The following is a 24,925-nucleotide window of genomic DNA, read 5'->3' on the forward strand; positions in this document are numbered from 1 at the left end:
TCAGTCGGTTGGGTGGCCGGGGAGGGCTTCGCTGACGGTCTTTCGGGTGGCGTCCAGTTTCTTGAGGACGTGGGCGACGTGCCGTTCGACGGTGCGGGGGGAGAGGAACAGCGCCTCGGCGATGTCCTGGTTGGTGGCGCCCTGGGCCAGGAGTTCGGCGACCTGGTGTTCGCGGGGCGAGAGCCGGTCGCCGTAGCCGCGGCGTCCGCGGGTGGGCGGTCGGACCAGGCCGAGTCGGTCGAGGGTGTGTCGGCAGCGGGCGGCGTCGGCCGTGGCGCCGAGGCGGGTGAAGGTGTCGAGGGCCTCGGTCAGGTGTGCGGTCGAGGCGTCGGGCCGGGACGCGGCGAGGGCCCGGCCGGAGCATTCGGCGGCGCGGGCGGCCTCGTACGGGCGGCCGATCTCCTGCCACAGGTGCTCGGCCTGCAGGAAGTGCTCGGCGGCCGCGGCGGGTTCGGCGGCGGAGTGGAGCAGGCCCCGGGCGAAGCGGAGCTCGGCGTCGGCGGCGGGTGCGTCGGCGTCGCGCAGTCCCTGTTCGGCGTCGTCGGCGAGTTGTTCGGCGAAGCGGTGATCGCCGCAGGCGAGTGCCGCCTCGATCGCGACCGGGACCACGCCGGTCGCCCGCGCCCAGGCGGCGGCTCTGCGCAGCATGGCCGCGGCGGGGTCGGTGACGGCGCGGGCGTCCTCGGGTGCTCCCTGGGCGAGCCGGACGGCGGCGAGTCCGGAAGCGGCCCGGAGGGCGGCGGTGACCTGCGACTCGTGCTTCCCGTAGTCGGCGGCGAGGGTGAACTGCTCGATGGCGCGGGACCGTTGACCCTTCGCAGTGGCCAACTGGCCGAGTATCAGCGCCTGTTCCGTGCCGGTCATGGCGATGTCGGGGTGGGCGGTGTCGAGGGCGGCGAAATCCTCCTCCAGGCCGTCCCAGTGGCCGGCCAGACCGTTGAGGCGCAGCAGGGCGATCCGGCTGTAGCACTCCAGGTGGGAGGTGCCCGACCGGCGGGCGAGGTCGCGGCTCTCGGTGAGCAGGGTGCGGGCGCGGCGGTCGTGTCCGAGTTCGATGGCGATGTCGCCGACGTTGTAGAGGGCGCGGGCGGTCTGCCGCAGTACCTCGGGTCCGGCGGCGGCGCGGGGCAGTCGATCGAGCTGTGGCCAGACGGCGGGGTCCCCCTGCCGGGCCAGCAGAGTGAGACGGGTGGCGTGTACGGCGGCTTGGATGGCGTCGTCGGCGGAGCCGCGTACGGTCTGCTCGGCCCGGTCCATCCAGTCCCGGGCCTGGTCGGAGGCGCCGTCACGTTCGTACATCGCCATGGCGATCATCGCCCGGGCGGCCCGGTCCGGGCGGGTGGCCAGCTCCTCGACGGAGCGGCGGACCTCCCGGAAACCGGCGCGGTTGCCGCCGTGGTTGACCATGAGCAGGCCGAGGGCCAGCCGGATGTCGCCGCGGGTCGACTCAGACTGCTGCGGGTCGGCGATGAGTCGCCGCAGCAGGGCGATGGTGGCGACGTGGTCGATGCCGTCGACCGCGATCCGGGCGAGTGCCAGGGCGGCGCGGGAGCGGAGGTCGTCCCCGAGGTGCGGTTGTTCGAGGATCCGGCGCAGCAGAGCGGCGGCGGTGCCGGTGTCGCCGAGGGCGACGGCCTGGTCGGCGGCGGCTTCGGCGCGGCGGAACCAGGCTTCCCGGTCGCCGAGGGCGAGCGTGTGGTGGGCGATCTGGACCAAGGGCTGCGGGGAGTGCCGCTCCAGTTCCTCGACGGCCCGCTGGTGGAGGCGGGTGCGCTGGGGCCCGGGCACGTTCCGGTAGGCGACCTGCTGGGCGAGGACGTGCCGGAAGCCGTACCGGCCGTCCTCGTCCTCACGGAGCACGGAGAGCCGCAGGGCCTCGGTGAGGCCCAGTGCGCCCTGCTCGGGATCCAGTCCGGCGACGGCGGTGAGCAGCGGTTCGTCGGCGGGGACGGCGAGGACGGCGGCGGCGTCGACGACCGCCGCGCCGGGCGGGGACAGCCCGGCCAGGCGCTCGGTCACCGCCTCGCGCAGTCCTCGGGGGACCTGGGCCCGTTCGAGGACCGCGACGGCGTCTGCGGTGCCGCCGCGCCGCCCCTGGTCGTCGAGACTGATCAGGTCCTCCTCGGCGACCAGGGGCAGGCCCTCGCTGCGGCCGTACAGGGCGCGGGCGAGGACGGGTGTGGCCCGGGAGCCGAGGGCGCCGGTGGCGAGCTCCGCGACGTCGGCCTCGGTGAGCGGGGCGAGGGTGATCGTCGTTCCGCTGGTGCCGGGCGGGTGGCGGTACGCGGAGCCGAGGACGGGAGTGCGGGGCGGAAGGTCCTCGGCACGGTAGGTGAGCACCAGGCTGAGCTGGTCCGGCAGGTCACGGGCGATCAGCAGGAGGAGTTCGCGGGTGGCGTCGTCGACCCAGTGCATGTCCTCGACGACGAGTACCGCCGGGCCGAGCACGCCCAGCAGCGAGCGCACGGCCCGGACGAGCTGGTGGCGTTCGGCCTGCGGACCGTCGGGCGGCGGCATCGGAGGGGAGGGGAGCCGGTCGGCCAGGTCGGGCAGCAGCGGTGCGAGGGCGCCGGCCGTCGGAGGGACACCGGTGCCGGGCAGCCACGGGCCGGCCTTGGCGAGGGCGTCGAAGACCGGACCGTAAGGAAACGGTTCGCGCAGCGGCTGGCAGTAGCCGGTCAGCACACAGTGGCGCTCGGGGGCCAGGGTGGCGGTGGCTTCGCGCACCAGGCGGGACTTGCCGATTCCGGCCTCGCCCTCGATCAGCACGACGGCGGGCGGGTGCCGGACGGCGGCCAGCAGCAGGCCGAGCTCCCGCCGACGGCCGACGAACGTGAAGCGCCCGCCCGCGGGTACCGGATCCTGGCTGCTCGGCCGTGCCACGCGATCACCTTCCCTGCGTGGCCACGCTAGATCCGGTGCCGGGCTGCGGCAAGCGGCCGACGGGAGCGGTGGGAGTGGCTCAGTACACGTGATCCGGGGTCGGCGTGGCCGATACCTGGGCGAGGGACAGTCCCACCTCCACCCGGGTGCCGGCGACCGTACGCCACAGGGCGCAGCTGTCGGCGTACTCCTCGACCAGTCGCAGGCCCCGGCCGCCGCAGGCCGGATCGTCGACGAGGTCGCGCAGGGCCGGTCGGGGCCGCCAACGGCCGTTGTCCATGACGTGCACGGTGAGTGTGCCGGTGTCGACGGTGAGCAGCAGGGTCACGTCCGGGCCCCCGCTGTGCCGGACCGCGTTGGTGACCAGCTCGGTGACGACGAGCGCCAGCGCCTCGACGGTGTCCACGGCGACATCCCAGTGCCGCGCCGATGTCCGTGCGAAATGCCGCAGGGCGGGCACCGAGGTGGGGACCGCGGGCATCGTGCAGGCGGACGTTCTCCTGCGGCCGACGGCGGCGGTGGGGGCGGTGGTGGTGGCGAGCATCTCAGGCTCCAAGGGTGGGGGTGAGCCTTCCTGCCTCCCAGGCTCACCGCCAGGGCCGCCGGGAACAATGCGGGGCCCTATAGATGCGGGTACGCACAACCGAGTGCCGCTGGGTGCTAGGCCGGACGGCGTCCCCAGGCCGAGATCAGCGGCGCGAGGGTCAGGTCGAGTCCGCCCGCCTGGACGGCGGCCAGGTGCGCGTCGATCTCGGAGTCGTCGGCGAGGCCGGCCGCAAGCAGCTCGCCGCGCACGTGCCGGATGGTCGCCGCCTCCAGCCGGTCGCAGGCGAGCCCGCCGACCGGGAACGTGCCCGCCGCGGCGACGTCCACCAAGCCGGCCTCACGTAGTGCCCGCGGCAGTGTCCGGCCGTAGCGCAGGTCCGCGCCGCGGCGGGTCAGCAGCTCCCGGACCGCAGCACGCAGCCGGTTGGCCCGCTGCTGCGCGGGGCCGCTGTCGTCCAGGCACGCCAGTGGCTGCAGAGCGGTATCGGCGTCCTCGATCAGCAGCCAGCCACCGGGGCGTAGCGCTGCCGCCATCGTGGCCAACGCCCGGGCCCGGTCGGGTACATGGACTAGCACGAGCCGGGCGTGCACCAGATCGAACGTCCCCGGCTCCGGGGGCGGATCAGCGGCGACGTCGTGCCGGCGCACCTCGTACCCGTCGCCTGTCCTCAGCCACGACGGGTCGATGTCCGTGGCCAGCACGTACCCGGTCGGACCGACGGCCGCCGCGAGCGCCTCCGGGATACCGGGGCCACCCGCCCCCACTTCCCAGCAGCGCGAGCCGGCCCCGACCCCCAGTCGATCGAAGTGCCCGCGTGTCACACCGTCGAACAGCTCGGCCAGCCAGACGAATCGCTCACCCGCCTCGGCGCGCGCGTTGTCCAGCAGGTACCCGCGGCCGGGCGCGGTGGTCCCGTCCATCGGATTCGGTCGGCCACCAATGTCGGCCCGGCGGGGCGAAGAGGTCATTCCCACATGGTCAGCCTCCCCAGGGCACCAGCGCCACGACGACGGGAGAGGGGTATCTCACACAGCCGGCCGACCCCCTTCGTGCGGAGGTCATCCGAGCTTCCACTGCTGGTTGCTCTGCCCGTTGCAGGCCCACAACTGGACCGGGGCGCCGTTCGCCGTCGACGCTCCGCTGACGTCCAGACAGAGTCCGGACTGGACGCCGGTGATGGTGCCGTCGGCGTGCCGGGTCCACTGCTGGTTGGGCTGTCCGTTGCAGGACCAGATGATCGCCTTCGTGCCGTTGGCGGTGCCCTTGCCGCTGGCGTCCAGGCACAGCTGGCTGCTGCCGGAGTACACCGTCAGCTGGCCCGCGGACGTGGCGGTCCACGTCTGGTTCGCGGCTCCGGAGCAGGAGTAGATCTGGGTCGTGGTGCCGTTGGTGGTACCGGAGTTGGGAACGTCCAGGCACTTCGCGGCGCCGACGGCGTGCAGCGGGCCGGTGCTGGAGCCGCCGCCGGGGCCGGCGCTGTAGCCGGCTGCCGCGATGTTGGCCTGGACGGCGTTGTCGGTGGCGTCGGACGGGTAGCCGCTGACGACGGCACCTTCGTAGAACGTGCCGAGGCTCTGGTTGGTGTTGCCGGCGCAGCAGTCGCCGCCGCTGCCCAGGATGATGGCGCCCTGCTGCTTCATCGGGCTGTAGCCGGGTGGGAGCGCGCCGTTCCAGAGCGTCGTGAGCCCGCCTGACTGGGCGTCACCGCCCTTGAGCGCGAACTGGGAGGTGCCGTTGTTCTTCAGCATCGCGGTGACGTAGCGGCTGGCGAAGGCCCGCTGGTTCGGGTTCCACGACGAGCTGCCGCCGGAGTACAGGCCGTACTCGAGGTCGGCCTGCACCCACGGACCGGTCCCCGAACAGCCGCCGAACCAGCAACTGGTCCCGAAGTAGATGGCGTTCATGGCGCCCGCACCGTCTGCCTTGCGGTCCGTCTCGCTGTTCCCGTAGTCGAAGCAGCAGCCGCTGTTGACGTGAGTGCCGCTGGTCACCATGTACGCGCCCTGGGGGGCACTGCCGCGCGGCATCCCGGAGGAGGACCCGTCGTGCCAGTAGCTGTTCCCGGGGTTGATGTAGAGCGAGTACGCCTTGGCGCCGCCGAGCGTGAGGGCCTCGCTGGTCGCGCTGGCCGGGGTGTCGCTTCCTCCGGCGCCCCCGGGGCCCTGGTAGGCGAGGTCGTTGCCGTGCCCGGACTGGTCGAAGATCACTGTGACCACACACGAGGTTCCCGCGCAGAAGGCGTCCTGGGTGGCCGCGTTGGCGACGCCCCCGGCACTGACGACGCCGACGTTCTGCGTCCTGCCGTCCGAGCTCCGCCGGACTTGGTAGAGCGCTCCGCCGTACGCCGAGTAGAGCGCACGGGTCGTGGAGTGCGCGGCCACGCAGGAGGTCCCGCCTGCCGCGTAGATGTCACACGGGCCGGCGGTGGCGGCCCGCGCACTGCCGGCGAAGGATCCCGCACCGGCGAGACCGCCGACGACCAACAGGATCGTGGCGGCCACGCGGGTCAGCGTGCCGAGCCGGTGGTGAAGCGAAGCCGCGATCCTCGATCGTCCTGAGCCTTGACTGTCGCGCATCCGAGCTCCCTGCGTCTCATCGGGTGAACCGGGTGTGATGGGCAGCGCAACTGCCGTACTGCTTCAAAGGGTTGGGGAAGCGAGGACGGTACGGCAGTTGCGCCCGGCGACCGCTCAGACGGCCCATTTCTGGTTGGTCTGGCCGTTGCAGGTCCACAGGTCGATCAGGGCGCCGTTGGCGGTGGATTTGGCGGTGACGTCGAGGCAGAGTCCGGACTGGACGCCGGTGATGGTGCCGTCGGCGTTCACCTTCCACTGCTGGTTGGCCTGGCCGTTGCAGGTCCAGATCTCGACCTTGGTGCCGGGCGCGGTCTGGCTGTTGTACGCGTCCAGGCACATCAGGGTGCCGCCCGAGGTGACGGTCAGCTGGCCGGAGGAGGTGCGGGTCCAGGACTGGTTCGGCTGGTTGTTGCAGTCCCAGATCTGCACCTGGGTGCCCGGGGTGGTGGTCGAGTTCGGCACGTCCAGGCACTTGTTCGCACCGACCGCGCGCACCGGGCCGGTCGGGTTCGTTCCGCCGCTGGTGCCGCCCGCGACGCGGAACATGGTGGTGCCGTGCGCCGGGACCGAGGCGCTGATGGTGCCGGTGGTGGTCGAAGTCGCGCCGGACCACAGGTCGGTGAGGTTGTAGCCGGAGGCGCCGGTCTTCCCGATCGCGGCGGCGGTGGTGCTGATGGTCGCGGTCGATCCGGTCTCGTTGAACAGGGCCACCGAGACGTCACCGTTCGCCAGCGGCTTGGCCAGTACGTCGAGACCGCCGACGGAGGACACCAGGGTGCCCTGCTTGCCGAGCGGGTCCTGGTCCACCGCGATCACCCGGGCATTGGTGAGCGTGGCCAGGGTGGCCGGGCCGGCCGAGGCGATGTTGGTGCCGGCGATCAGCGGAGCCGCCATCTCCGCCCACAGGCTGAACTCCGAGCGGGCCTCGGTGTCGGTGAGCGGGCCGTTGCCGACCTCGAGCATGTCCGGGTCGTTCCAGTGACCGGGCCCGGCGTAGGCGGCCAGGTTCACGTTGCTGTGGAAGATCGACAGCATGCTGCCATAGCTGGCATTGATGTCGCCGGTGGTGCGCCAGCTGTTGCCGACGCCGGCGCCCCAGCTCCACACGTTGTCCTCGCCCCAGTTGCACAGGCTGAACAGGATGGGCCGGCCGGTCGCGGCCAGGGCGTCGCGCATCGTGGTGTACCGGGTCTGTGCGGGCGCCTTGCTGCCGTTGGGGCAGGAGTTCAGCCAACAGCCCGGCCCCGCATAGCAGTTGTCGTACTTCAGGTAGTCCACGCCCCAGGCGGCGAAGGTCTGCGCGTCCGTGGTCTCGTGGCCCAGGCTGCCCGGGAAGCCGGCGCAGGTCTGCAGTCCGGCGTCCTCGTAGATGCCCAGCTTCAACCCCAGCGAGTGGACGTAGTCGGCGGTGCCCTTGATCCCGCTCGGGAACTTGTTCGGATCAGGTACCAGGCGCCCGTCGGAGCCTCGGGTGTGGGTCATCCAGCAGTCGTCGATGTTGACGTACTCGTACCCGGCGCTCTGCATGCCGTTGTTGTGCATGGCCAGCGCCGTGCTCTTGATCAGCGATTCGGAGACGTTGCAGCCGTAGGCGTTCCAGTCGTTGAAACCCATCGGCGGCGTGAGCGCCAAACCGTTGCCCAGGGCTGCAGCCGGCTGGGCCGCAGCCGACGGGGTCGCGCCCAGGGCCGCGGCCGGCTGGGCCGCGCTCAGGGAAAGCAGTGGAAGCGCTATGGACAGGAGTAACGCCGAGAGTGCGCAGGCAAGCGTTCTCCGCAGACGTGTGCGCGCCAATGGTCGGGTGACGCGCAGGTTCGCGTGGAGCATGTGGTCGCCTCCTGATGGGAGTGGTGGGGGAGGTGTCTGTTCTTCTCGCGGTCCGGCATCCATCCGAACTCTTTGTGGGCATGACAATCGCGTTTCGGTGGATGACCCCAGCGAGGTTGCCGCATGAAGAAATGAAGAAGTGCGCGCCGAGATCTCCGGTTCGGCCTCGTGGGCGCCGAAAGAAAAGGAAGAATTCGGACTGAATGTTAGCGCTAACAAGTAATCGCAAAAAAAGATCACTCGGTGAATATCACCGGCGATGGCCAAGGGGAGCTTCCAATACCCTGCGCGCGGTGTCAACCCTTCTTGCAACAATGCGCGCCTCTGGTTGCCGGCCCCGGCGTTCGAGCGCCACGATCACCCTCGGTCGGGCGGGCGCGATGCGACGCCGGGTCCGCCGCTACGCGACGTTCCAGGCGGAGAGGACCGGCTGCCCGTGCTCGACCGCCAGGAAACTGAGGCTGCCGGGATGCGGATGCCCGAGCAGGCGGGCGGCGGACGCGTCGAGCCCGAGCCAGCGCACGGCGAGCACACGCGCCAGATGGCCGTGGGCGACCACGGCGACATCGCCCTCGTCCAGCAGCGGCCGGATCCGGGCCAGCGCCGCGTCCGTCCGGGCGGCCACCTGCTGGAGCCGCTCGCCCGGGTGGACGGTGCCGCCGGGGACGACACCGTCCCGCCACAGGTCCCAACCCGGCCGGGTCTCCTGGATCTGTTCGGCGGTCAGCCCCTCGTAGCCGCCGTAGTCCCACTCCAGCAGGTCCGGGTCGGGCTTGACGCCGACCAGGCCCGCGAGTTCGGCCGTCCGCATCGCACGGCTCAGCGGGCTGCTGAACACCGCGGCCGGACGACGTCGGGCCAGCCTCGGAGCGAGTGCCCTGGCCGCGGCCTCACCCGCCTCGGTCAGCGCGACGTCGGTACGGCCGGCGTGCCGGCCCGACAGGCTCCACTTGGTCTGGCCATGACGGACAACTATCAGCTCTCCCATGGCCGTACACGATATCTGATGACCTGTCGGCCCACCTTGGACGTCAATTCAGAGGGTGAAAGCCCGGAGCACCCAGCTCCTCGAACCAGCCCGGTGGTTCGGGCGCGGTGAAGGCGTCGGCCATGGCCTCCAGCCAGGCGGCGAACGTGGGGAAGTCCGGGGCTGAGCGGGTCTCGTCCTCCCACTCGCCGCTCTCGACGTAGCGTGCGCGCCCTTCGTCGTCGTCCTGGTGGTGGTAGTAGACCGGGTATTCGCCGTTCGGGTCCGGCTGGGTGACGTCGAAGCACCAGACCCCCTCGCCGTCCTCGTCGGCGAGGGCGAACCCGACCAGGTGGTTGGTGGACAGCCACCGGCCGTCGCCGCGGTCCACCCGCTCCGGCAGGTGTACGAGATCGGAGTTCAGTTCGGCGATGGCATCGGCACCGACGACGACGGTTGCGACATCCCAGCGCTTGCAGGCGAAGGTGTCGTGCTCGGCGAGGAACGCCCGGTAGCTGGGCGGAGCCGTCCACTTGACGGTGCCGAAGTGGGGTTCCAGCTCCGTCTCGCGGGCGCGGACGGCTTCGGTGGAAGCGGGGCCCGAGGCCGAGATCACGACCGTTCCGGCTTCGGCGGCGCGGCGCAGGGCGGCCAGGCTCTCGTGTATCGACATCGCGTCCCCTGATCTGCTTGACCCTGCGGTGGCATGGGCGTGGCTCGACGGCTGTGCGTGCCCGATTATGGCCGACGGCGGCGATCGGTAGGATCCGCGGACCACATGACTCTTGGCTTCATCAAGGTCCCGCCAGGCAAGGAGCAGCACGCATGACCGGATCGGAGCTGAAGTTCAGACGGCTCGCGGACCGGCTGCGGCAGGAGATCACCGACGGCATCTGGCCGCCGGGCAGTCGACTGCCGACCGAACCCGAACTCGCCCGGGACAACGTCGTCTCGGTGAGCACCGTCCGGCGCGCCGTCACCGACCTGGTCGCCGAGGAGCTGGTCGAACGCCGCCAGGGCTCGGGCACGTTCGTCCTGCCCGGCCGGGCCGCCCGGCGGAGCGCGCCGCTGATCGGGGTCATCGTCCCCGACACCGCCTTCTACTACCCGCGCGTCCTCGGCGGCATCGCGGAGGTGCTCGCGGCAGCGGGCAGCCGCCACCTGATCGCCTGCTCCGGCTACGACCCGGCCCGCGAGCTCACCGAGCTCCGGGAGATGCTCGACGCGGGCGCCGACGGGCTGCTCGTGGTCCCCACGCTGACCGGGCCGCCCGGCGGCCCGGCCGACTACCTGCACCGACTGGCCGAACTGCCCGTCCCGGTCGTGCTGGTGGAGCGCCGGGGGACCACCCTCGGCGACCCCACCGAGAGCGTCTGCACCCACCACGAGGCCGGCGGGTACGACGCCGTCCACCATCTCGCCCGGCTCGGCCACCGGACCGTCGGCCTGGTGCTGAGGGTCCCCAGCCCGACCGCGGAGCCCGTCCGGCGCGGCTTCCACCTGGCCGTCGCCGAACTGGACGGCCACTCCGCCGAGTTCCTGGCCGCCCGGGAGGAGTGGAGCCCGGCCACCGCCGACCGCTGCCTGGCCGGGCTGCGCGCCGAAGGCGTCACCGCGGCGGTCTGCTTCGGGGACCGGCAGGCCGTCCTGCTGCAGTCCGCGGCCCGCCGGGCGGGCCTGTCCGTGCCCGGGGACCTGGCGCTCATCGCGTACGACGACGAGATCGCCGACCTGGCCGACATCCCGCTCAGCGCGGTGGCACCGCCCAAACGCCTGCTGGGCCGGACGGCGGCGACCTTCCTGCTGAACCGGATCGAGCAGCCCGACCTGGCGCTCCGTCAGGTCCTCCTGCGCCCGGCCATCGCGGTCCGGGACTCCTGCGGGTCCGCCCGCACGGCGGCCCTCAACGGGTGAGCACCGCGGCCGCTGCCCCGCTCAGGGGGCCGGCTCGTCCGGTGCCGGCCTGGCCGCGACGTTCTTATGCCGAAGCCCCGCCACCGGGCCGGACCGCTGTGGGGCGGGGTCCGGGTCCGGTGGCGGGGCCCACCGTCGGCGGGTCAGCCGCAGTGGCTCCAGGGGCTCTCGTACGAGCTCTGGTCGTTGTCGCTGAACCAGCCGTTCCACTTGACGCACTTGCCTGCGGCGTAGGCGTAGACCGGGCCGGCGTAGGACCCGTAGTAGCCGGTGTCGGACTTCTGGGGGCTGCCCTCGACGGTGAGGCCGGCCGACATGTGCACCGGGGTGCCCGCGTTCCCGCGGATGGTGACCACGCAGTTGTAGCCGTTGGAGCTGTTGTAGGTCAGGTAGACCCACACGTCGCGGTTGATGAGCTGTTCGGAGTCGACGACCTTGTAGCCGGGGCCGCAGACCGCCGTCGGCGAGGCGGCGAGAGCCGAAGCCTCAGGTGCGGTCATCACGGTGGCGGCTCCGGCCATCGCGAGGGCACCGAGGACGGAGACGAACTTCTTGCGCACGGAAAAACCTCTCTTGCGCCGAACATCCAGTGGTTCGACACGGTCGGAAATGCGGGTCTGCCGGGCTCTGGCCGGTCCGCGGGGGGCCGGAGCAGGAGGTGGCGGCCTGCGCGGTGGGAGACGCGAGGAGGCTGACCCGGGCGAGCAGCGCCACACTGGCGAACACACTGCGAGGACTCGGCGAAGGACGCGCATACGGAACCCTGTCTGCGGCGGATCATCGATGGTCGATCGAACGTCGACCATGCTGGCGCAGCCGCGTAACGCCGCCGTATCGCACAAGAGCGAGTCCTACCGAGCCACAGCTACCTGGGCCTGACCCCTTGACGACACCGCCTAGGCGCGGAGCAGCCCGTCCAGGAAGGCGTTGCCGAAGACCCGGTGCGGGTCGTGGCGGTCCAGGACGGCGATCGCCTCGTCCCAGCCCGGTCCGTTGGCCGTGCGGAGGCTGTCGGGGATGGCGCGGGTGAGGACGTCCTGGTCGGCCCAGGCGGCGGTGTCGGTGTAGGCCCAGCCCTTGGACCACTCGACCCGCAGGCCGGCCCGGGTACCGTCGAAGGTGTGCAGCAGGGCCTGTTCGAGGTCGCGGCTGAAGCGGTGCAGGCCGGGGGTGCCGGGCAGGGTGAGGATGTCGACCCAGACGGCGGTGTCCCACTCGGGCTTGTCGGGCTGCGGCCGCAGGGCGGAGAGCAGCGGTGGCTGGGCGCCGGGGACACCGGAGACGGCCGGGTCGTCGAGGCCGGTGACCCGGATCTCGACGGCGCCGTTCACCGGGTACTCGCCGCGCTGCTGGTACTCCGTCAGCAGGCGCTGGTAGTGCGAGGTGAACTCGCTGACCGCCCACTGGAGATCGGCCCGCCGGGCCAGGATCGCGTACCCGCTGGCGGTGACCCGCAGGGTGGTCGGGCGGACGTACTGGAGCAGTGCCCGGGAGGGGCCCCACAGGTCGGAGCGCAGGCCGTCGGCGAGCAGGTGGGTGAGCAGCTCGCCGGTGAGCAGGCTGCGCAGCAGGCCGCTGGAGAGCAGGACGTCGGTCAGGTCGCCGGTGAGGCCGATCTTGGTGATCAGGAACTGGAGTTGGCCGAAGGTGGGGGCCAACCCCCAGGCTCCTTCGATGAGTTGGCCGGCGAGTTCGGCCACCGGCTTGGGGATGTTGTCGGAGAAGGGGTAGTTGTACGGCTCGGTGACGGTGCGGGCGGCGAACGGGCGGGAGGGGGTGACCCGCCAGGTCTTGAGCCAGGGGTGCGAGGTGAAGGCGTACCAGATCGCCTCGGCCCGGCCGTCGCGGGCGACGAAGTCGGCGAAGGTCCGGTTGCCGGACGTCCCCGGTGCGGCGAAGAGTTCGGTGGCCGGGATGTCGAGGCGGCTGACGCAGCGCAGGTTCCGGTCGGCGCCGACCCGGAGCACCACCTCGGTGAGGAAGGCCCGGCCCAGCTGGACCAGGAAGGCGGCGCTGTCGCTCTCGGCGCGGTCGAACTCCCGGAGCACGTACCGGGATCGGGCGGCGTCCCAGACCACGGCGGTGAGCGAGACGACGTGACTGCTGAGCGAGCCGTAGCCGTGGCCGGCGGGCGCGGTCTCGCCGGTGGCCGGCACGGCGGTGCCGTGGCCGCCGATGGCGAGTACGCCACCGACGGTGAGATCGCCGGGTGCCGGGCAGGCGGTGACGCCCAGGCCGTGACCGGCCAGCAGGGCGAGCAGGTCCTCCATCGAGGCGCCGGTCTGCACCCGGACGGTCGGCGCACCGGCCACCGAACTCCCGGTCAGGGCAATGCTGGTGAGGTGCTGGGTGGTGTCGAGCAGCAGTACCTGGGCCGAGGCCGGGGTGCCAGCGGCGACGGTCAGCGGTGCCCAGCCGTGCCGGTGCCCCTGCGGGCGCAGCCGCCAGCCCGCGGCGCGGGCCCAGTCGGCGAGGTCGGCGACCTGCTGCGGGCTGCCCGGCGCGCAGACCCAGAGCGGGTCGGTACGGACCTCGCCGGCCCAGTTCTCGTACACCCGCTGATAGGGCGTCACCCCGGCCGGGAGCCCGGCGGGGGCGGTGCCGACCGCCTGCGCGCTGTCCGGCCCGACGGTGCCGCGCAGCAGCCAGGCGGCGCCGCCCGCGCCGAGTGCGGCGAGTGCCTTACGCCGGGTCAGTCCACCGCTGCTGTCCTGCTGTTGGTCTGTCACGCGCCGACGTTACCAACGAAGATCATGCCGCGAGCCGGTTTCGGTCCGGACGGCAGGTCAGCCGGTTCACATGAACTGCGGCACCGTGACGAACGAGTAGCCACGGGCGGTCAGTTCGGCGATGACCGTGGGCAGTGCGTCGGCGTCCAGGGTGCTCCCGTCGTTCGGGTGGGATCCGACGTGCATGAGGACGATCTCGCCGGGCCGCAGGTTGGCCAGCACCCGGGAGACGACGGTGGAGACGCTCTGCCCACCGGAGGTGCCCTGCCAACCGAGGGTGTCGACGGTCCAGTTGACCGAGGCGTACCCGAGGCTGTTGACGATGCCGAGGGTCCGTGCGTCGGCCGCCCCGAACGGGAAGCGGAACAGCGGGCGGGCGTCGTAGGTGGCGCCCGCCTGGATGGCGGCCTGGGCGTGCAGGATCTGGTCGCGTACGGCGGCGTCGCCGAGGGTGGTCAGGTCGGGGTGGGAGAAGGAGTGGTTGCCGGTCGGGTAGCGCAGCCCGACCACCCGGGCGTCCTGCGGGAAGTTCTCGGTCCACGCGCCGGTCAGGAAGAAGGTCGCCGGCACGCAGGAGTTCTGCAGGGCACCGAGGATCTTCGGCAGACCGGCGGCGTTGGCCCCGGCGTCGAAGGTCAGCGCGACCACGTTGGCGCCGGTGGGCAGGACGGTCAGGTGCCGTCCCGCGAAGGACGCGGGAAGCGGACGGCCACCACGGTCCCGGATCAGCGTCGACGCGGTCGACAGGCCGAGGTCGCAGGTGTCGCCGAAGCCGAACGACACGTCCGCCACCCCGCTGGCGTTGCTGTTGCGCAGGTACCAGGTGCTGCCCCGGACGATGCCGGGCGTGCTGCTGCCGTTGCCGTCCCAGTCGCCGACCACCGGGCGGTCGCCCGGGTTGCCGTAGTTCAGCGACACGTTCGCCACGCCGCTGGTATTGGAGTTGCGGAGGTACCAGGTGGTGCCGCGGACGATGCCGGGGGTGGTGGTGCCGTTGCCGTCCCAGTCGCCGGTGACGGGTACGTCGCCGGGATCGCCGTAGCTGAGGACGGTGTCGGCGACGCCGGTGGTGTTGCTGTTGCGGAGGTACCAGGTGGTGCCGCGGACGATGCCGGGGGTGGTGGTGCCGTTGCCGTCCCAGTCGCCGGCGACGGGTACGTCGCCGGGATCGCCGTAGCCGAAGGTGGTGTCGGCGACGCCACTGGTGTTGCTGTTGCGCAGGTACCAGATGCCGCCCCGGACCACGCCGGGCGTGCTGCTGCCGTTCCCGTCCCAGTCACCGGACATCGGCAGGTCGCCGGGGGCGCCGTAGCCGAAGGTCGTGGTGGCGGTGCCGGTGGTCAGCGAATCCCGCAGGTACCAGGTGCTGCCCCGGACGATCAGCGGGCGGGTCGGGTCACCCACCTTCGCGGCCGCCTCCGGTGCCGTGCCGAGGCCGACGCCGAGCGCCGTGGGCAGCGCGAGCGCCATCGTCAGCAGAACGGCTCCGACACCTCTGTGAGTCCGCATCCCGACCACCTCCGGGGCACGCGTGCTCGGGTCGACCAGCTATCTCATCGTATGACCGCCACCGCCTTCCGGAGCCGCTCCCGACCCGGAAAAGAAGCGGGGTACTGTGGTGGGCCGGGTGACGAGGGGCAGGCGCTGGTGGGGACAGGAACCGGTACGGCTGAGCGGCGGACGCCGATCGGTGCGCTGCGCGCCCGTCTGCTGGACGAGATCAACGCGACGGTGCACGGGGAGGACCTGCACCTGGAGCGCTACGACCGGCCGCCCGGGGACCCGGGCCTGTTCGGCCCGGACAGTGTGGTGTGGCGGGTGCACGGGCACCCGGCCGGGATGCTGGTGGGCGGTTTCGCCGCCCTGCTGCTGCAGTCCCTGCACCCGCTGGCGATGGCCGCCGTCGCCACGAACTCCGACTTCCGGACCGACCCGACCGGGCGGCTGCACCGGACGGCACGCTTCGTCACCACCACCACGCTCGGCTCGACGGCCGCGGCCGAGCAGGCGATCGCGTCGGTGCGGCGGATCCACCTGCGGATCCGGGGCACCGCGCCGGACGGCCGCCCGTACCGCGCCGACGATCCGGACCTGCTCACCTGGGTGCACGCCGCCGAGGTGCACTGCTTCCTGACCGGGTATCAGCACTTCTCCGCCACGCCGCTGAGCGCTGCCGAGTGCGACCGCTACTACGCCGAGGCGGCGCTCGTCGCCGAACTGCTGGGCGCCACCTCGATACCCCGGTCGCGGGCCGAGATGGCGGAGTACCTGGCCCGGATCCGGCCCGACCTGCGGGTCACACCGCCCGCCCTCGAGGTGCTCCGGCTGCTGCGCGGCTTCGGCCGCAGCCGCCGGGAGCGGCTGGCCGTCCGGCTGCTCACGAACGCCTCGATCGACCTGCTGCCGGGCTGGGCCAGGGCCGAACTCGCCGTCCGCCGCCCCTGGTTGGTGCGGGTCGGCTGGGACCGCCCGCTGGCCCGGGCGGGCGGGCGGATCATGGTCTGGGCCTGCGGCCCGTCCCAGATCCGCGCCGCCGCGCACGCGCGGGCCACCGCACCGACCGCGCAGTAGCGCACGGAGCTGACGGCCGGTCAGAGCGGCAGGGTGAGCCCCAGCCCGCCCGCGTCGGCGGTGCCCAGGGCGAGGGCTTCGGCGACCTCCGCGGGCAGCGGCCGCAGGCCGAGCAGGCCGGCCGTCAGGTCGGCGGCCGCGCGGTGCCAGTCGGCGGAGCGGCGGAGCAGGGCGTGGCCCGAGCCGTGCACCGTGTAGCCGGCCACCCGGGCGCCCGCCTCGCGGGCCCGGGCGGCCAGGTCGCGGGTGGCCTCGGGCTCGGTGACCCGGTCGCGGTCGCCGTGCAGGGTCAGCACGGTGCGGTCCCTGAGCTGGGCCACCGGGTCCTCCGGCGGGCACCACGGGGCCAGCGCGATCACGCCGGTCACGCACGGGTGCCCGGCGGCGCGGAGGGCGGCCCGGCCGCCCATCGAGTGCCCGACCAGGACGGTCGGCACCGGGCCGAGCTCCTCGGCCAGGTCGCAGAGGGCCGCCGTGGCGTCCCGGGCGGCGTCGGCCTGCTCGCCGTTCCAGCCCCGGTAGCGGTAGCGCACCGAGCCGACCGCGACCCTGGTCCCCGCCGTCTCGCGGGCCACCGCGCGGGCGAACCCCTGCATCCGCAGCCCCGGCAGATTGACCGGCCCGGGCCGGCGCTCACTGGCGATCTGCCCCCCGTGCAGCACCAGGACCGCCGCCACGGCCCCCTCGGTCGCCCCGCGCCACGCCAGCGCCCGGTGCCCGGCGACCCGCACTCTGTTCATCTCCACCGACTCCAACTCAGACCACCCACCAAGGGACGGCCACTGTACGCCCGAATGCCCTTGCCCCGGAGGCATCGGCCACCGGGCCCGGTTCGTACAGTGGTGGGTGCCGGAGCAGCCGACTGAGAGGCCGTCACCATGAGCGAGAGCGCCGCCCGTCCCGTCCGCGCCGAGATCGGTGTGATCGGGGGCTCGGGCCTGTACGCGCTGCTGGACGACGTGACCGAGGTGGTGGTGGACACGCCGTACGGGGCGCCCAGCGACGCGGTGTTCGTCGGGGAGGTGGCCGGGCGGTCGGTGGCGTTCCTGCCCCGGCACGGGCGGGGCCACGGGCTGCCGCCGCACCGGATCAACTACCGGGCCAACCTGTGGGCGCTGCACTCGCTGGGCGTGCGGCAGGTGCTCGGGCCGTGCGCGGTGGGCGGGCTGCGGGAGGAGTACGGGCCCGGGACGCTGGTCGTCCCCGACCAGTTCGTCGACCGGACCGACGGCCGGCAGCAGACCTACTACAACGGCCTGCCGCTGCCCGGCGGCGGCCGGCCCGAGGTGGTGCACGTCTCGATGGCCGACCCGTACTGCCCCGACGGGCGGCGGGTCGCGCTGGGCGCGGCCCGGGATTGCGCCTGGGAGCCGGTGGACGGCGGCACCCTGGTGGTGATCGGCGGGCCGCGGTTCTCGACCCGTGCGGAGTCGCGCTGGTTCGCCGCGAACGGCTGGTCGGTGGTCGGCATGACCGGCCACCCGGAGGCCGTGCTGGCCCGCGAACTGGGCCTCTGCTACACCTCGCTGGCCCTGGTCACCGACCTGGACGCCGGGGTGGAGAGCGGCGAGGGCGTCACCCACGCGGAGGTGCTGGAGGTGTTCGGACGGAACGTGGACCGGCTGCGCACCGTGCTGTTCAAGGCACTGGAGAGCCTGCCCGCGACCCGCGACTGCCTCTGCTCGCACGCACTGGACGGCCTGGAGACCGGCCTGCCGGGCGTCTGACCGGGCGTGAGACGGCCTCTGGCCGGAGGCCGTCTCACGCCGAGCGTCCCTGGGTCAGGCGCAGCTGGGGGCCGGCATGTCGACCGAGAGGGGGCTGCCCTCCGGGACCAGGTAGGTGACCAGCAGGACCACCGGCTCGGTGCCGTAGTTGTAGCCGATGTGGGTGTGCTTGTGCCCGGCCGGCTCCACCACGACGCCGCCGGCCGGGGTCACCTCGGTCGCGCAGTCGTCCAGCTTGCGGGTCAGGGTGCCGGACTTGACCACGGCGAGCACCTGGCCCGGGTGGTAGTGCCAGCCGGTGGTGCCGCCGGGGGCGATGGTGATCTCCCGGAAGACCACGTCGGTGCGGCCCTTGGCCTTGAGCGTGATGCTGCCGTCCGAGGTGCCCTTGCCGAGCAGCGTGGCGGTGACGCCGCTGCCCGGGGTCGCGCCCGCGACGGTCGGCAGGAAGCCGAGGAGAAGTGCGCCGAGGACGGCCGTGCCGGTGCGCTTGATGTTCATGTCCACCCCGTGAGCAAGATAAGCAGATGATCTTTGCGGCGAAAACATATCAGGGGCTGATCGCCCGTCAGCCCCCCGCTGCCGGATGATGGACGGGTGCCAGAAGGAGACTCCGTCCACCGCGTCGCCGGGCAGCTGGACCGCGCGCTCACCGGCCGGCCGCTGATCACCGCCGAGCTCCGGGTGCCCGCCCACGCCACCGCCGACCTGACCGGGCGCCGGGTGCTCGGCACCGTCCCGCGCGGCAAGCACCTGCTGACCAGGTTCGACGGCGGACTGACCCTGCACACCCACCTGCGGATGGACGGCCGCTGGGCGCTGTACGGCCCGGGGGAGCGGTGGACCGGCGGGGCCGGGCACCAGATCAGGGCCGTGCTCGGGGTCGAGGGGCGGACGGCCGTCGGGTACCGGCTGCCGGTCGTGCAGCTGCTCCGCACCACCGAGGAACAGACCGTGGTCGGCCACCTCGGCCCCGACCTGCTGGGCCCGGACTGGGACGCCGCCGAGGCCGCCCGCCGACTCGCCGCCGATCCCGAACGGCCGCTCGGCGCCGCCCTGTTGGACCAGCGAAACCTGGCCGGGATCGGCAACATCTACGCCAACGAGCTGTGCTTCCTGGCCGGGCTCACCCCGTGGGCCCCGGTCGCCGACGCCCTCCCCGTCCTGGAGCGGCTGGCGGCCCGGGCCCACCAGCTGCTCGACGCGAACAAGGAACGCCCGGGCCACCCGACCACCCCGGACCCCCGCCCGGGCCGGCAGAACTGGGTCTACGGCCGGGCCCGCCGGCCGTGCCTGCGCTGCGGCACCACCGTGCGCACCGCCCAGCACGACCGCGACCGGCCCGCGTACTGGTGCCCGCACTGCCAGCGCGGCCCTACGCCTCGATGAGGGCGGGGTGCCGGGGGTCGTCGCAGCGGACGGTGAGGTCGGCGAGGGCGATCGGGTCGGTCTCGGCCTGGTAGCGGGCGAAGGCGGGCAGGGTCCACTGCTCCTCGGGCGCGGTCCGGCGGGCCAGGGCGGCCGGGCCGAGGGCGAGGTGCACGGTGAGTTCGAACGGCAGCCAGCGGCCGAGCAGCAGCGGGCCGTCCAGCAACAGGACGCCGCCGGGCGGCAGTTCGACGTACCGGGCCCGGGTGGACCGGTCGGTGGCCGGGTCCCGGAAGGTGGGCAGGATCCGGCCGGTGCCGCCGGGCTCCAGCGGGTCGAGCACCTCGCGCAGCAGCGCGCCGTCGTCCAGCCAGCCGTCGTGGTACGCGTCGGCGTCCTGGTGGCCGTACTCCAGACGGACCGAGGCCGGGCGGAGGAAGTCGGCCGCCGACACCCGCTGGACGGGGCGTCCGCGCAGGCGCAGCGGCTCGACCAACGCGTCCGCGAGCGCGCCGGGACCGGCGGCGGGCGCGCCGTCCAGGGCCACCCGGACCCGGCGGCCGTCGGCGGACAGGTCGGCGATCCGGTCGGCGAGCAGTTCGGCCAGCCGCTCCGGGGAGATGGGGTGTACCCGCACGGGATCGGTCTCCGGCTTCTCTTCGGTGGGTCGGTCGAAGTATGCCCCGGGCTGGTGCGGAGGGGGGGTTCGGGCCGGTGCTATCGTCGCGCCAGACCCGGCGGCCGTCCGGCTGACGGAGCGTCATCTGCCCCTGGGGGAGCGCCCTGTGCCCACGCTGAGCCTTGCCGACGTCGACGCCCTGGCGGCCGAAGCGCACGCCGGACAGTTCGACCTGATCGGCGCGCCGTACATCGGGCACGTCCGGGCGGTGGCGGCGGGCGTCGCGCCGTTCGGGGTCGGGCTGCAGATGGCCGGACTGCTGCACGACGTCCTGGAGGACACCCCGGTGACGGCCGACGACCTGCTGCGCGCGGGCGTGCCGTTCAGCGTGGTGGCGACCGTGCGACGGGTGACCAGGCTGCCCGGGGTGAGCTACCCGGAGATGCTCCGGCAGGTGGTGACCGACCACGCGGCCACCCTGCTGAAGATCTCCGACAACGCGCACAACTCGCACCCCGACCGGGCCGCCGCACTGGCGCCGGCTGACCGCGAGCGGCTGGCCGAGCGCTACCGCTCGGCCCGGGCGGTGCTCTGGCCCGCCGCGGCGGCGGCGGACGTCCGGGCGGTGCTGGAGCTGGTCAACCCCGCGCTGCTGGCGGAGCTGGCCCCGGCGGCGCGATGAGCGCAGGCTGGGAGTAGCTGACCAGTTGGGAGAGCCGTCATGTCGGACATGCAGGAGAAGTTCAGCGACAAGGCCGCGACCGACCGCGAGGACGTCCGCGCCGCCGACCCGGAGGAGGGCATCACCTCCTACCAGGTCGCCCACGCCTGGGAGGAGTCGCAGGCGGAGGGCGACCGTGAGGACGAAGCGAACGAGGACGCCCTGCGCTGACCGGTAGCGGCGGGCAACGCGCGACAATCACGGTATGGGTGACACGGAGAACGACGGCGGGGACGCGGCGTGCTGGCTGGAGCAGGTCTGCCCGGAGTGCGGGCGGCTGCGCGCTTCGTGCGGACACGATGAGGTAGCGGCGCCTTCGCCCAGCGCCGTACGGCGTCCCGGCCGGGACCGCGACGCGGCGGGCCGGGCCCGGAACGGACGTCCGCGCGACGGACTCGGCCGGCCGCTCCCGTACGGCGCGCAGGGCGCCCCGCGCCAGCCGGAGGGCGTGCACCGCTCGCCCGGGCAGACGCTCACCGAGGCCCAGCAACTGCTGGACGCCGGAATGCCGTTCCACGCCCACGAGGTGCTCGAGGACCGCTGGAAGGCCGCCCCCGAACCGGAGCGGCCGCTCTGGCGCGCCCTCGCCCAGTACGCGGTCGGCCTCACCCACGCCGCCCGCGGCAACCCGACCGGCGCGGCCGCCCTGCTGGCCCGCGCGGCGGACGGCCTGGCCCCGTTCGAGGCGGCCCCGCCGTTCGACCTCGACATCGCGGGCATCCGGCGGTGGGCGGGGCAGCCGGCGGCCGTCTCGACGACGGTGCCTGCGCCGGAGGCGCCGGCGCTGCGGCGGCTTCGGTAGGTGCAGCCGACGGCCGGTCAGGCCGGGTGCGGTCGTGACGCCGTGGGCAGCAGCGCGGCCAGGCCCGCCCGGACGGCGGCCGGGTCCACGTCGCCGAACAGGGCCTGCTGGGCGATGAAGCCCTGGGCGGTGGCGATCAGGACGCGGGCGATCTGGGTGGGCTCGGCCTCACGGGGCATCAGGCCGGCCTCCTGGTAGGCCGTGATCAGCTCGGTCCAGAGGCCGAGCAGGGAAGCGAAGCCGGCCCGCAGGGTCTCGGTCAGCTCGGGGCTGCGCAGGGTCTCCGACCAGACCTGGAGGATCAGCCGGGTGAAGATCAGCGGGTCGTCGCCGCCCAGGGTGTGGGTGAAGACCCGGTCGAGCACGGCGGGCAGCAGCACGTCGACCGGGGGCGGGGGAGTGCTGGCGACGGCTTCGGCGTAGGCGCCCCGGACGGTGGTGAAGACCTCCTCGGCGATGGCCGTGATGATCTCCTCCTTGCCGGAGAAGTAACGGTAGACGGCACCGGCGGACAGTCCGCTCTCGCGCAGCACGTCCTGCATGGAGGTGGCGTGGAACCCGTTGCGGGCGAAGCAGCGGGCGGCGCCGTCGAGGATCTGACGGCGGCGGGCGTCTAGGTGTTCCTGGGATACGCGAGCCATGTGGCCACCGTAGAACGAACATTCCTTCTTGACAATCCGCAGCGGGGCGGCAGAGAGTTGGCGACATAAAACGAACGATCCTTCTCTTTAATGGAGACCCGTCCGCCATGACCGCCAACCTGCCGCCGACACCACGTCGGATCGCCGCCGTCTGCCTGGCCGTACCCCTGCTGGTGGCCTTCGCACTCTGGGCCTTCACCTGGCCCGCCGCCCGCCTCGCCCCGCACGACCTGCCGATCGGGGTGGCCGGACCGGCTGCCGCCACCGCCCCGTTCGAGCAGCAACTGGCCTCCCATCAGGGCGCGTTCGAGATCCACCGGTACACCGATGGTGCCGCCGCCCGGGAGGCGGTGGAGAACCGGGAGGTCTACGGCGCAGTGGTGGCGGGCGAGGCCGGGCCGGAGCTGTACACCGCGTCGGCGGCCGGGCCGCTGGTGGCCCAACTGCTCCAGGGGGTCGGCGGAAAGGCGAAGCTGACCGACGTCGTCCCGGCACCGGCCGGGGACCCGCGTGGGGCCGTGTTCGGGGCGGGGCTGCTGCCGTTGGTGCTCGCCGGGATCGCGTCCGGAGCCCTGGTCACGCTGCTCCGGCTGCGCGGCGGCGCGGCCATCGGAGCGCTTCTCGGGGCGGCCGCGCTGACCGGCTTGGTCGCGGCGGCGATCGCCCACAGCTGGCTCGGCGCGCTGACCGGCAACTGGTCCGCCGAGGCGGGCGTCCTCGCCCTCACCACCCTCGCGGTCGGCGCCACCACCGCCGGCCTGGCCGCCCTGATCGGACCGCCCGGCATCGGCCTGACCGCCCTGCTGATGGTCCTGCTTGGCAACTCGTTCTCCGGAGTCACCTCCGCCCCCGAACTCCTGCCCGGCGCCGCCCGCGTGATCGGCGCCCAACTCCCACCGGGAGCAGCCGGCACCCTGCTCCGCTCCGTCGCCTTCTTCGACGGCGCGGCCGCCGCCGCCCCGCTGCTCACCCTCTCCCTCTGGGCGGGCCTCGGCCTCGCAGCAGTCGGCCTGGCCGCCGCCCGCCGCCGGCCGGCACCGGAGGCGGCCGCCCTGGCGGTCGGTGAGCCAGGCCAAGTGACGACGCCCGCCTGACGAGCCGTCAAGCACGGCGGCATCCATGCACCGCAGCGTGGCCCGTCGGACGGCTCTCCTGACTGCCGCAAGCGGAGCACTGTCTCGGCTGCGCCAGGTGAGGACAAAGTGGTTGCGTACGGGACACAACAGGAACCAAGATCTTGACCAGGTCGGGGCGACACCGAGAGGGCGCCTCACACGGAGGTTGGCCGGGTAGGGGCGGATGCCCTCCTGTTGGGAAGGGTTGCATGGCAACGGCGGGGTACGGCCGATACGAAGAGAGCCGGAGCGGCCGGCTCGTAGCAGCAGTCCATGCACGCGACGCCGAGCTGGTGCGTGCGCTGCTGGAAGAGGGAGCGGACCCCGACACGGTCGGCGAGGACGGGCTCCCGGTGTTGTGCGTAGCCGTGGCGGCGTACGACGAACGGGTCGCCGAGGCGTTGGTGGAGGGCGGGGCCGACCAGTACCGATCCTTGCCTGACGGGACGACACCGCTGCTGCGGGCCGTCGATCTCGGCTCGCCGACGATGGTCCTGACGCTCCTGCTCGACGAACCGCAGCTGCGAGTCCCGCAAGGCATGCAGGAGCGACTGCTCGCGTTGGCCAGGCACTGGTACGAGATCGGCGCAGCCGAGGAGTTGCGCCGCAGGACAGGTACACCCGGACCCGCTGCCGTACGCCTCATCCCCGACGGCGAGTACAACCGGATCGAGCAGATCTCCCTGGGTGAGCTCACCGTCCGGGCCGGGCACGGTGGCATCCTCACCTGGCTGGAGCGGGCCTTCCACATTCCGACACCGGTCGACGAGCTGGCGGCTCGTGCGCTCCGGTACCCCGACGAGGAGGACGCGGACTCGCACGGGGACTGGTTCGCGGCCTGCTTCACGCTCGGCGAGCGCCGCGACAAGGAGACCTGGGCGGCCGTGGCGGCCCTGCGCCACCACCCGTCGCCCGCCCACCGCGGGTTCCTGGCGGACGCCCTGGGCGTCGGAGGGGTCAGTGTCGGGACCGCAGGCCAGGACTGGTACCCAGATGCGAGGAACCGGCTGCTCGCCGCCTGGGCGGCCGACGAGACGGACGGCAGGGTCCTCGCCAGGGTCCTCGCCGCCTACCCCGGCTGCAACGAAGGCCCCGACAGCGAGGCGCTCGGGCTCCGCTACGCCGACCACCCGGAGTCCCGCGTACGCAGCGAAGTTCCCTACTACCTCCACACGCACGGCGTCCCCCTGACACCGGCGGCCACCACCGCGCTGCTCGCCCTCGCGCGCGATCCCGAAGCCGAAGTACGCGCTGCCGTGTGCCACGTACTCGGCGGGGGACGTGACCTCACCTCCGAGACCAGGAACGCACTGCTCACCTTGGTCCGAGACCCGGAGGCCGGCGTGCGGGTAACCGCTGCGGTCGCCCTGTCCAGCTCGGGCGACCGGGAGCCCGCTGTCGCGGACGCGTTCGTGCTACTGCTCGACGAGGAGGATCAACTGCTGCGCCTGGAGGGCGCCTACGGTCTTGCCAAGCTGGACGATCCGCGGACCGGGGCAGCGAACGAGCGTGTTGGACCACTCGGCCCTGGCTTCGAGCACGACCACCGGGCGAGCGAGCTCTGGTATTGGACATGGCGCAACCGACCCGACCAGGCTTGACCGATTCGCGCTGCAGATGGGTGTTGCGCCGCGGCTGGGCCCGCGAGGCCGGGTGGCTCGCGGGCCCCGTGCTTGGCCGGTCACTTACATCCAGATACAGATGCCGCTGTCGCGGCTGGTGGCCGCGTGCGCAGGGGTGGCGATGAGCAGCAGGCCGATCGTCAGGGCCATGCCGAGAGCGAGCTTCTTCACGTTGCTGTTCTTCCCTTTCAGGGATGACTTGCGTAGCGCGGACCTGAGTGATTAGATTCAGAGGATGGTCGGACCATCCTCTGATGGATCATCAGGCCGCGACAGTAGCGCGCGAGTTCGGGCGC

Annotated in this window: 23 protein-coding genes; 9 read left to right on the forward strand and 14 right to left on the reverse strand. The window is 72.9% G+C overall.

The features are described from left to right. The 7 genes from F4556_RS39615 to F4556_RS34355 all read right to left on the reverse strand — a co-directional run bounded on the left by F4556_RS39615 (position 1) and on the right by F4556_RS34355 (position 9,473). Complete coding sequence (locus F4556_RS39615; protein ID WP_184923168.1) at positions 1-2,883, reverse strand: ATP-binding protein; 2,883 nt, start codon at positions 2,881-2,883, stop codon at positions 1-3. 79 nt (positions 2,884-2,962) lie between these two features. Beyond that, entirely contained in the window at positions 2,963-3,427 is a 465-nt protein-coding gene (locus F4556_RS34330) for an ATP-binding protein (protein WP_184923170.1), read from the reverse strand. A 116-nt stretch (positions 3,428-3,543) separates the two neighbouring features. After that, complete coding sequence (locus F4556_RS34335; protein ID WP_184925667.1) at positions 3,544-4,350, reverse strand: methyltransferase domain-containing protein; 807 nt, start codon at positions 4,348-4,350, stop codon at positions 3,544-3,546. 138 nt (positions 4,351-4,488) lie between these two features. Then, positions 4,489-6,006 carry an arabinofuranosidase catalytic domain-containing protein gene (locus F4556_RS34340; RefSeq protein ID WP_184923172.1) on the reverse strand — a complete coding sequence of 506 codons (1,518 nt, stop codon included), beginning with the start codon at positions 6,004-6,006 and terminating at the stop codon, positions 4,489-4,491. Positions 6,007-6,120: 114 nt separating this feature from the next. After that, a complete protein-coding gene (locus F4556_RS34345; protein ID WP_184923174.1) occupies positions 6,121-7,833 on the reverse strand; it encodes a glycoside hydrolase family 27 protein in 1,713 nt (570 codons plus the stop codon). Positions 7,834-8,233: 400 nt separating this feature from the next. Continuing rightward, positions 8,234-8,821, reverse strand: a complete 588-nt coding sequence (locus tag F4556_RS34350; RefSeq protein ID WP_184923176.1) for a histidine phosphatase family protein — start codon at positions 8,819-8,821, stop codon at positions 8,234-8,236. Between the two features lie 43 nt (positions 8,822-8,864). Next, complete coding sequence (locus F4556_RS34355; RefSeq protein WP_184923178.1) at positions 8,865-9,473, reverse strand: SMI1/KNR4 family protein; 609 nt, start codon at positions 9,471-9,473, stop codon at positions 8,865-8,867. A 152-nt stretch (positions 9,474-9,625) separates the two neighbouring features. Here F4556_RS34355 and F4556_RS34360 point away from each other — a divergent pair, with 152 nt between their 5' ends. After that, a complete protein-coding gene (locus F4556_RS34360; protein WP_184923180.1) occupies positions 9,626-10,714 on the forward strand; it encodes a GntR family transcriptional regulator in 1,089 nt (362 codons plus the stop codon). 143 nt (positions 10,715-10,857) lie between these two features. On the opposite strand, the gene F4556_RS34365 is transcribed toward F4556_RS34360, so the two are convergent. The 3 genes from F4556_RS34365 to F4556_RS34375 all read right to left on the reverse strand — a co-directional run bounded on the left by F4556_RS34365 (position 10,858) and on the right by F4556_RS34375 (position 14,952). Further along, positions 10,858-11,274 (reverse strand): acetyltransferase, encoded by a 417-nt coding sequence (locus F4556_RS34365; protein ID WP_221503767.1) that lies wholly within the window; start codon positions 11,272-11,274, stop codon positions 10,858-10,860. 336 nt (positions 11,275-11,610) lie between these two features. Beyond that, positions 11,611-13,443 (reverse strand): cholesterol oxidase substrate-binding domain-containing protein, encoded by a 1,833-nt coding sequence (locus tag F4556_RS34370; protein ID WP_313069028.1) that lies wholly within the window; start codon positions 13,441-13,443, stop codon positions 11,611-11,613. 66 nt (positions 13,444-13,509) lie between these two features. Next, the gene (locus F4556_RS34375) at positions 13,510-14,952 is read right to left on the reverse strand and encodes a polysaccharide deacetylase family protein (RefSeq protein WP_184923182.1); all 1,443 of its coding nucleotides are present in this window, start codon (positions 14,950-14,952) and stop codon (positions 13,510-13,512) included. 138 nt (positions 14,953-15,090) lie between these two features. Here F4556_RS34375 and F4556_RS34380 point away from each other — a divergent pair, with 138 nt between their 5' ends. Next, on the forward strand, positions 15,091-16,014 hold the full coding sequence (locus F4556_RS34380; protein WP_313069029.1) for an oxygenase MpaB family protein: 924 nt from the start codon (positions 15,091-15,093) through the stop codon (positions 16,012-16,014). 20 nt (positions 16,015-16,034) lie between these two features. On the opposite strand, the gene F4556_RS34385 is transcribed toward F4556_RS34380, so the two are convergent. Continuing rightward, positions 16,035-16,754, reverse strand: a complete 720-nt coding sequence (locus F4556_RS34385) for an alpha/beta fold hydrolase (RefSeq protein ID WP_184923186.1) — start codon at positions 16,752-16,754, stop codon at positions 16,035-16,037. 138 nt (positions 16,755-16,892) lie between these two features. On the opposite strand from F4556_RS34385, the gene F4556_RS34390 reads away from it, so the two are divergent. Beyond that, positions 16,893-17,741, forward strand: a complete 849-nt coding sequence (locus tag F4556_RS34390; RefSeq protein ID WP_184923188.1) for an S-methyl-5'-thioadenosine phosphorylase — start codon at positions 16,893-16,895, stop codon at positions 17,739-17,741. A 54-nt stretch (positions 17,742-17,795) separates the two neighbouring features. On the opposite strand, the gene F4556_RS34395 is transcribed toward F4556_RS34390, so the two are convergent. Then, the gene (locus F4556_RS34395) at positions 17,796-18,242 is read right to left on the reverse strand and encodes a cupin domain-containing protein (protein WP_184923190.1); all 447 of its coding nucleotides are present in this window, start codon (positions 18,240-18,242) and stop codon (positions 17,796-17,798) included. A gap of 96 nt (positions 18,243-18,338) precedes the next feature. Between F4556_RS34395 and F4556_RS34400 the strand changes: the two genes are divergently transcribed. Continuing rightward, positions 18,339-19,130, forward strand: a complete 792-nt coding sequence (locus tag F4556_RS34400; protein WP_184923192.1) for a DNA-formamidopyrimidine glycosylase family protein — start codon at positions 18,339-18,341, stop codon at positions 19,128-19,130. Here the strand turns inward: F4556_RS34400 and F4556_RS34405 are convergent. Then, the gene (locus tag F4556_RS34405; protein ID WP_184923194.1) at positions 19,117-19,746 is read right to left on the reverse strand and encodes a nucleoside/nucleotide kinase family protein; all 630 of its coding nucleotides are present in this window, start codon (positions 19,744-19,746) and stop codon (positions 19,117-19,119) included. The genes F4556_RS34400 and F4556_RS34405 overlap by 14 nt on opposite strands. A 148-nt stretch (positions 19,747-19,894) precedes the next feature. On the opposite strand from F4556_RS34405, the gene F4556_RS34410 reads away from it, so the two are divergent. From F4556_RS34410 to F4556_RS34420, 3 genes are read left to right on the forward strand one after another with little or no spacing between them, the layout of a single operon-like run. Then, positions 19,895-20,410 carry a phosphohydrolase gene (locus F4556_RS34410; protein WP_184923196.1) on the forward strand — a complete coding sequence of 172 codons (516 nt, stop codon included), beginning with the start codon at positions 19,895-19,897 and terminating at the stop codon, positions 20,408-20,410. A 39-nt stretch (positions 20,411-20,449) separates the two neighbouring features. Beyond that, positions 20,450-20,620 (forward strand): hypothetical protein, encoded by a 171-nt coding sequence (locus F4556_RS34415; RefSeq protein WP_184923198.1) that lies wholly within the window; start codon positions 20,450-20,452, stop codon positions 20,618-20,620. A 34-nt stretch (positions 20,621-20,654) separates the two neighbouring features. After that, the gene (locus F4556_RS34420; protein WP_184923200.1) at positions 20,655-21,251 is read left to right on the forward strand and encodes a DUF309 domain-containing protein; all 597 of its coding nucleotides are present in this window, start codon (positions 20,655-20,657) and stop codon (positions 21,249-21,251) included. A gap of 17 nt (positions 21,252-21,268) precedes the next feature. Here the strand turns inward: F4556_RS34420 and F4556_RS34425 are convergent, their stop codons facing one another. Next, a complete protein-coding gene (locus F4556_RS34425; protein WP_184923202.1) occupies positions 21,269-21,892 on the reverse strand; it encodes a TetR/AcrR family transcriptional regulator in 624 nt (207 codons plus the stop codon). A 107-nt stretch (positions 21,893-21,999) separates the two neighbouring features. On the opposite strand from F4556_RS34425, the gene F4556_RS34430 reads away from it, so the two are divergent. Both F4556_RS34430 and F4556_RS34435 read left to right on the forward strand, forming a co-directional pair. Continuing rightward, the gene (locus F4556_RS34430) at positions 22,000-22,986 is read left to right on the forward strand and encodes an ABC transporter permease family protein (RefSeq protein WP_246511168.1); all 987 of its coding nucleotides are present in this window, start codon (positions 22,000-22,002) and stop codon (positions 22,984-22,986) included. 230 nt (positions 22,987-23,216) lie between these two features. Further along, the gene (locus F4556_RS34435) at positions 23,217-24,608 is read left to right on the forward strand and encodes a HEAT repeat domain-containing protein (protein ID WP_184923203.1); all 1,392 of its coding nucleotides are present in this window, start codon (positions 23,217-23,219) and stop codon (positions 24,606-24,608) included. Positions 24,609-24,925: the final 317 nt, after the last annotated feature.

This window comes from Kitasatospora gansuensis (assembly GCF_014203705.1).
GTDB classification, from domain to species: Bacteria; Actinomycetota; Actinomycetes; order Streptomycetales; family Streptomycetaceae; genus Kitasatospora; species Kitasatospora gansuensis.

What these genes read in the sequence shown, in the direction of transcription:
- F4556_RS34360 (WP_184923180.1), top strand. Translation starts at nt 9,626, where the DNA reads ATGACCGGATCGGAGCTGAAGTTCAGACGGCTCGCGGACCGGCTGCGG.
- F4556_RS34415 (WP_184923198.1), top strand. Translation starts at nt 20,450, where the DNA reads ATGTCGGACATGCAGGAGAAGTTCAGCGACAAGGCCGCGACCGACCGC.
- F4556_RS34435 (WP_184923203.1), top strand. Translation starts at nt 23,217, where the DNA reads ATGGCAACGGCGGGGTACGGCCGATACGAAGAGAGCCGGAGCGGCCGG.
- F4556_RS34355 (WP_184923178.1), bottom strand. Translation starts at nt 9,473, where the DNA reads ATGTCGATACACGAGAGCCTGGCCGCCCTGCGCCGCGCCGCCGAAGCC.
- F4556_RS34375 (WP_184923182.1), bottom strand. Translation starts at nt 14,952, where the DNA reads ATGCGGACTCACAGAGGTGTCGGAGCCGTTCTGCTGACGATGGCGCTC.
- F4556_RS34335 (WP_184925667.1), bottom strand. Translation starts at nt 4,350, where the DNA reads ATGGACGGGACCACCGCGCCCGGCCGCGGGTACCTGCTGGACAACGCG.
- F4556_RS34385 (WP_184923186.1), bottom strand. Translation starts at nt 16,754, where the DNA reads ATGAACAGAGTGCGGGTCGCCGGGCACCGGGCGCTGGCGTGGCGCGGG.
- F4556_RS34420 (WP_184923200.1), top strand. Translation starts at nt 20,655, where the DNA reads ATGGGTGACACGGAGAACGACGGCGGGGACGCGGCGTGCTGGCTGGAG.
- F4556_RS34395 (WP_184923190.1), bottom strand. Translation starts at nt 18,242, where the DNA reads ATGAACATCAAGCGCACCGGCACGGCCGTCCTCGGCGCACTTCTCCTC.
- F4556_RS34345 (WP_184923174.1), bottom strand. Translation starts at nt 7,833, where the DNA reads ATGCTCCACGCGAACCTGCGCGTCACCCGACCATTGGCGCGCACACGT.
- F4556_RS34350 (WP_184923176.1), bottom strand. Translation starts at nt 8,821, where the DNA reads ATGGGAGAGCTGATAGTTGTCCGTCATGGCCAGACCAAGTGGAGCCTG.
- F4556_RS34425 (WP_184923202.1), bottom strand. Translation starts at nt 21,892, where the DNA reads ATGGCTCGCGTATCCCAGGAACACCTAGACGCCCGCCGCCGTCAGATC.
- F4556_RS34330 (WP_184923170.1), bottom strand. Translation starts at nt 3,427, where the DNA reads ATGCTCGCCACCACCACCGCCCCCACCGCCGCCGTCGGCCGCAGGAGA.
- F4556_RS34390 (WP_184923188.1), top strand. Translation starts at nt 16,893, where the DNA reads ATGAGCGAGAGCGCCGCCCGTCCCGTCCGCGCCGAGATCGGTGTGATC.
- F4556_RS34340 (WP_184923172.1), bottom strand. Translation starts at nt 6,006, where the DNA reads ATGCGCGACAGTCAAGGCTCAGGACGATCGAGGATCGCGGCTTCGCTT.
- F4556_RS34430 (WP_246511168.1), top strand. Translation starts at nt 22,000, where the DNA reads ATGACCGCCAACCTGCCGCCGACACCACGTCGGATCGCCGCCGTCTGC.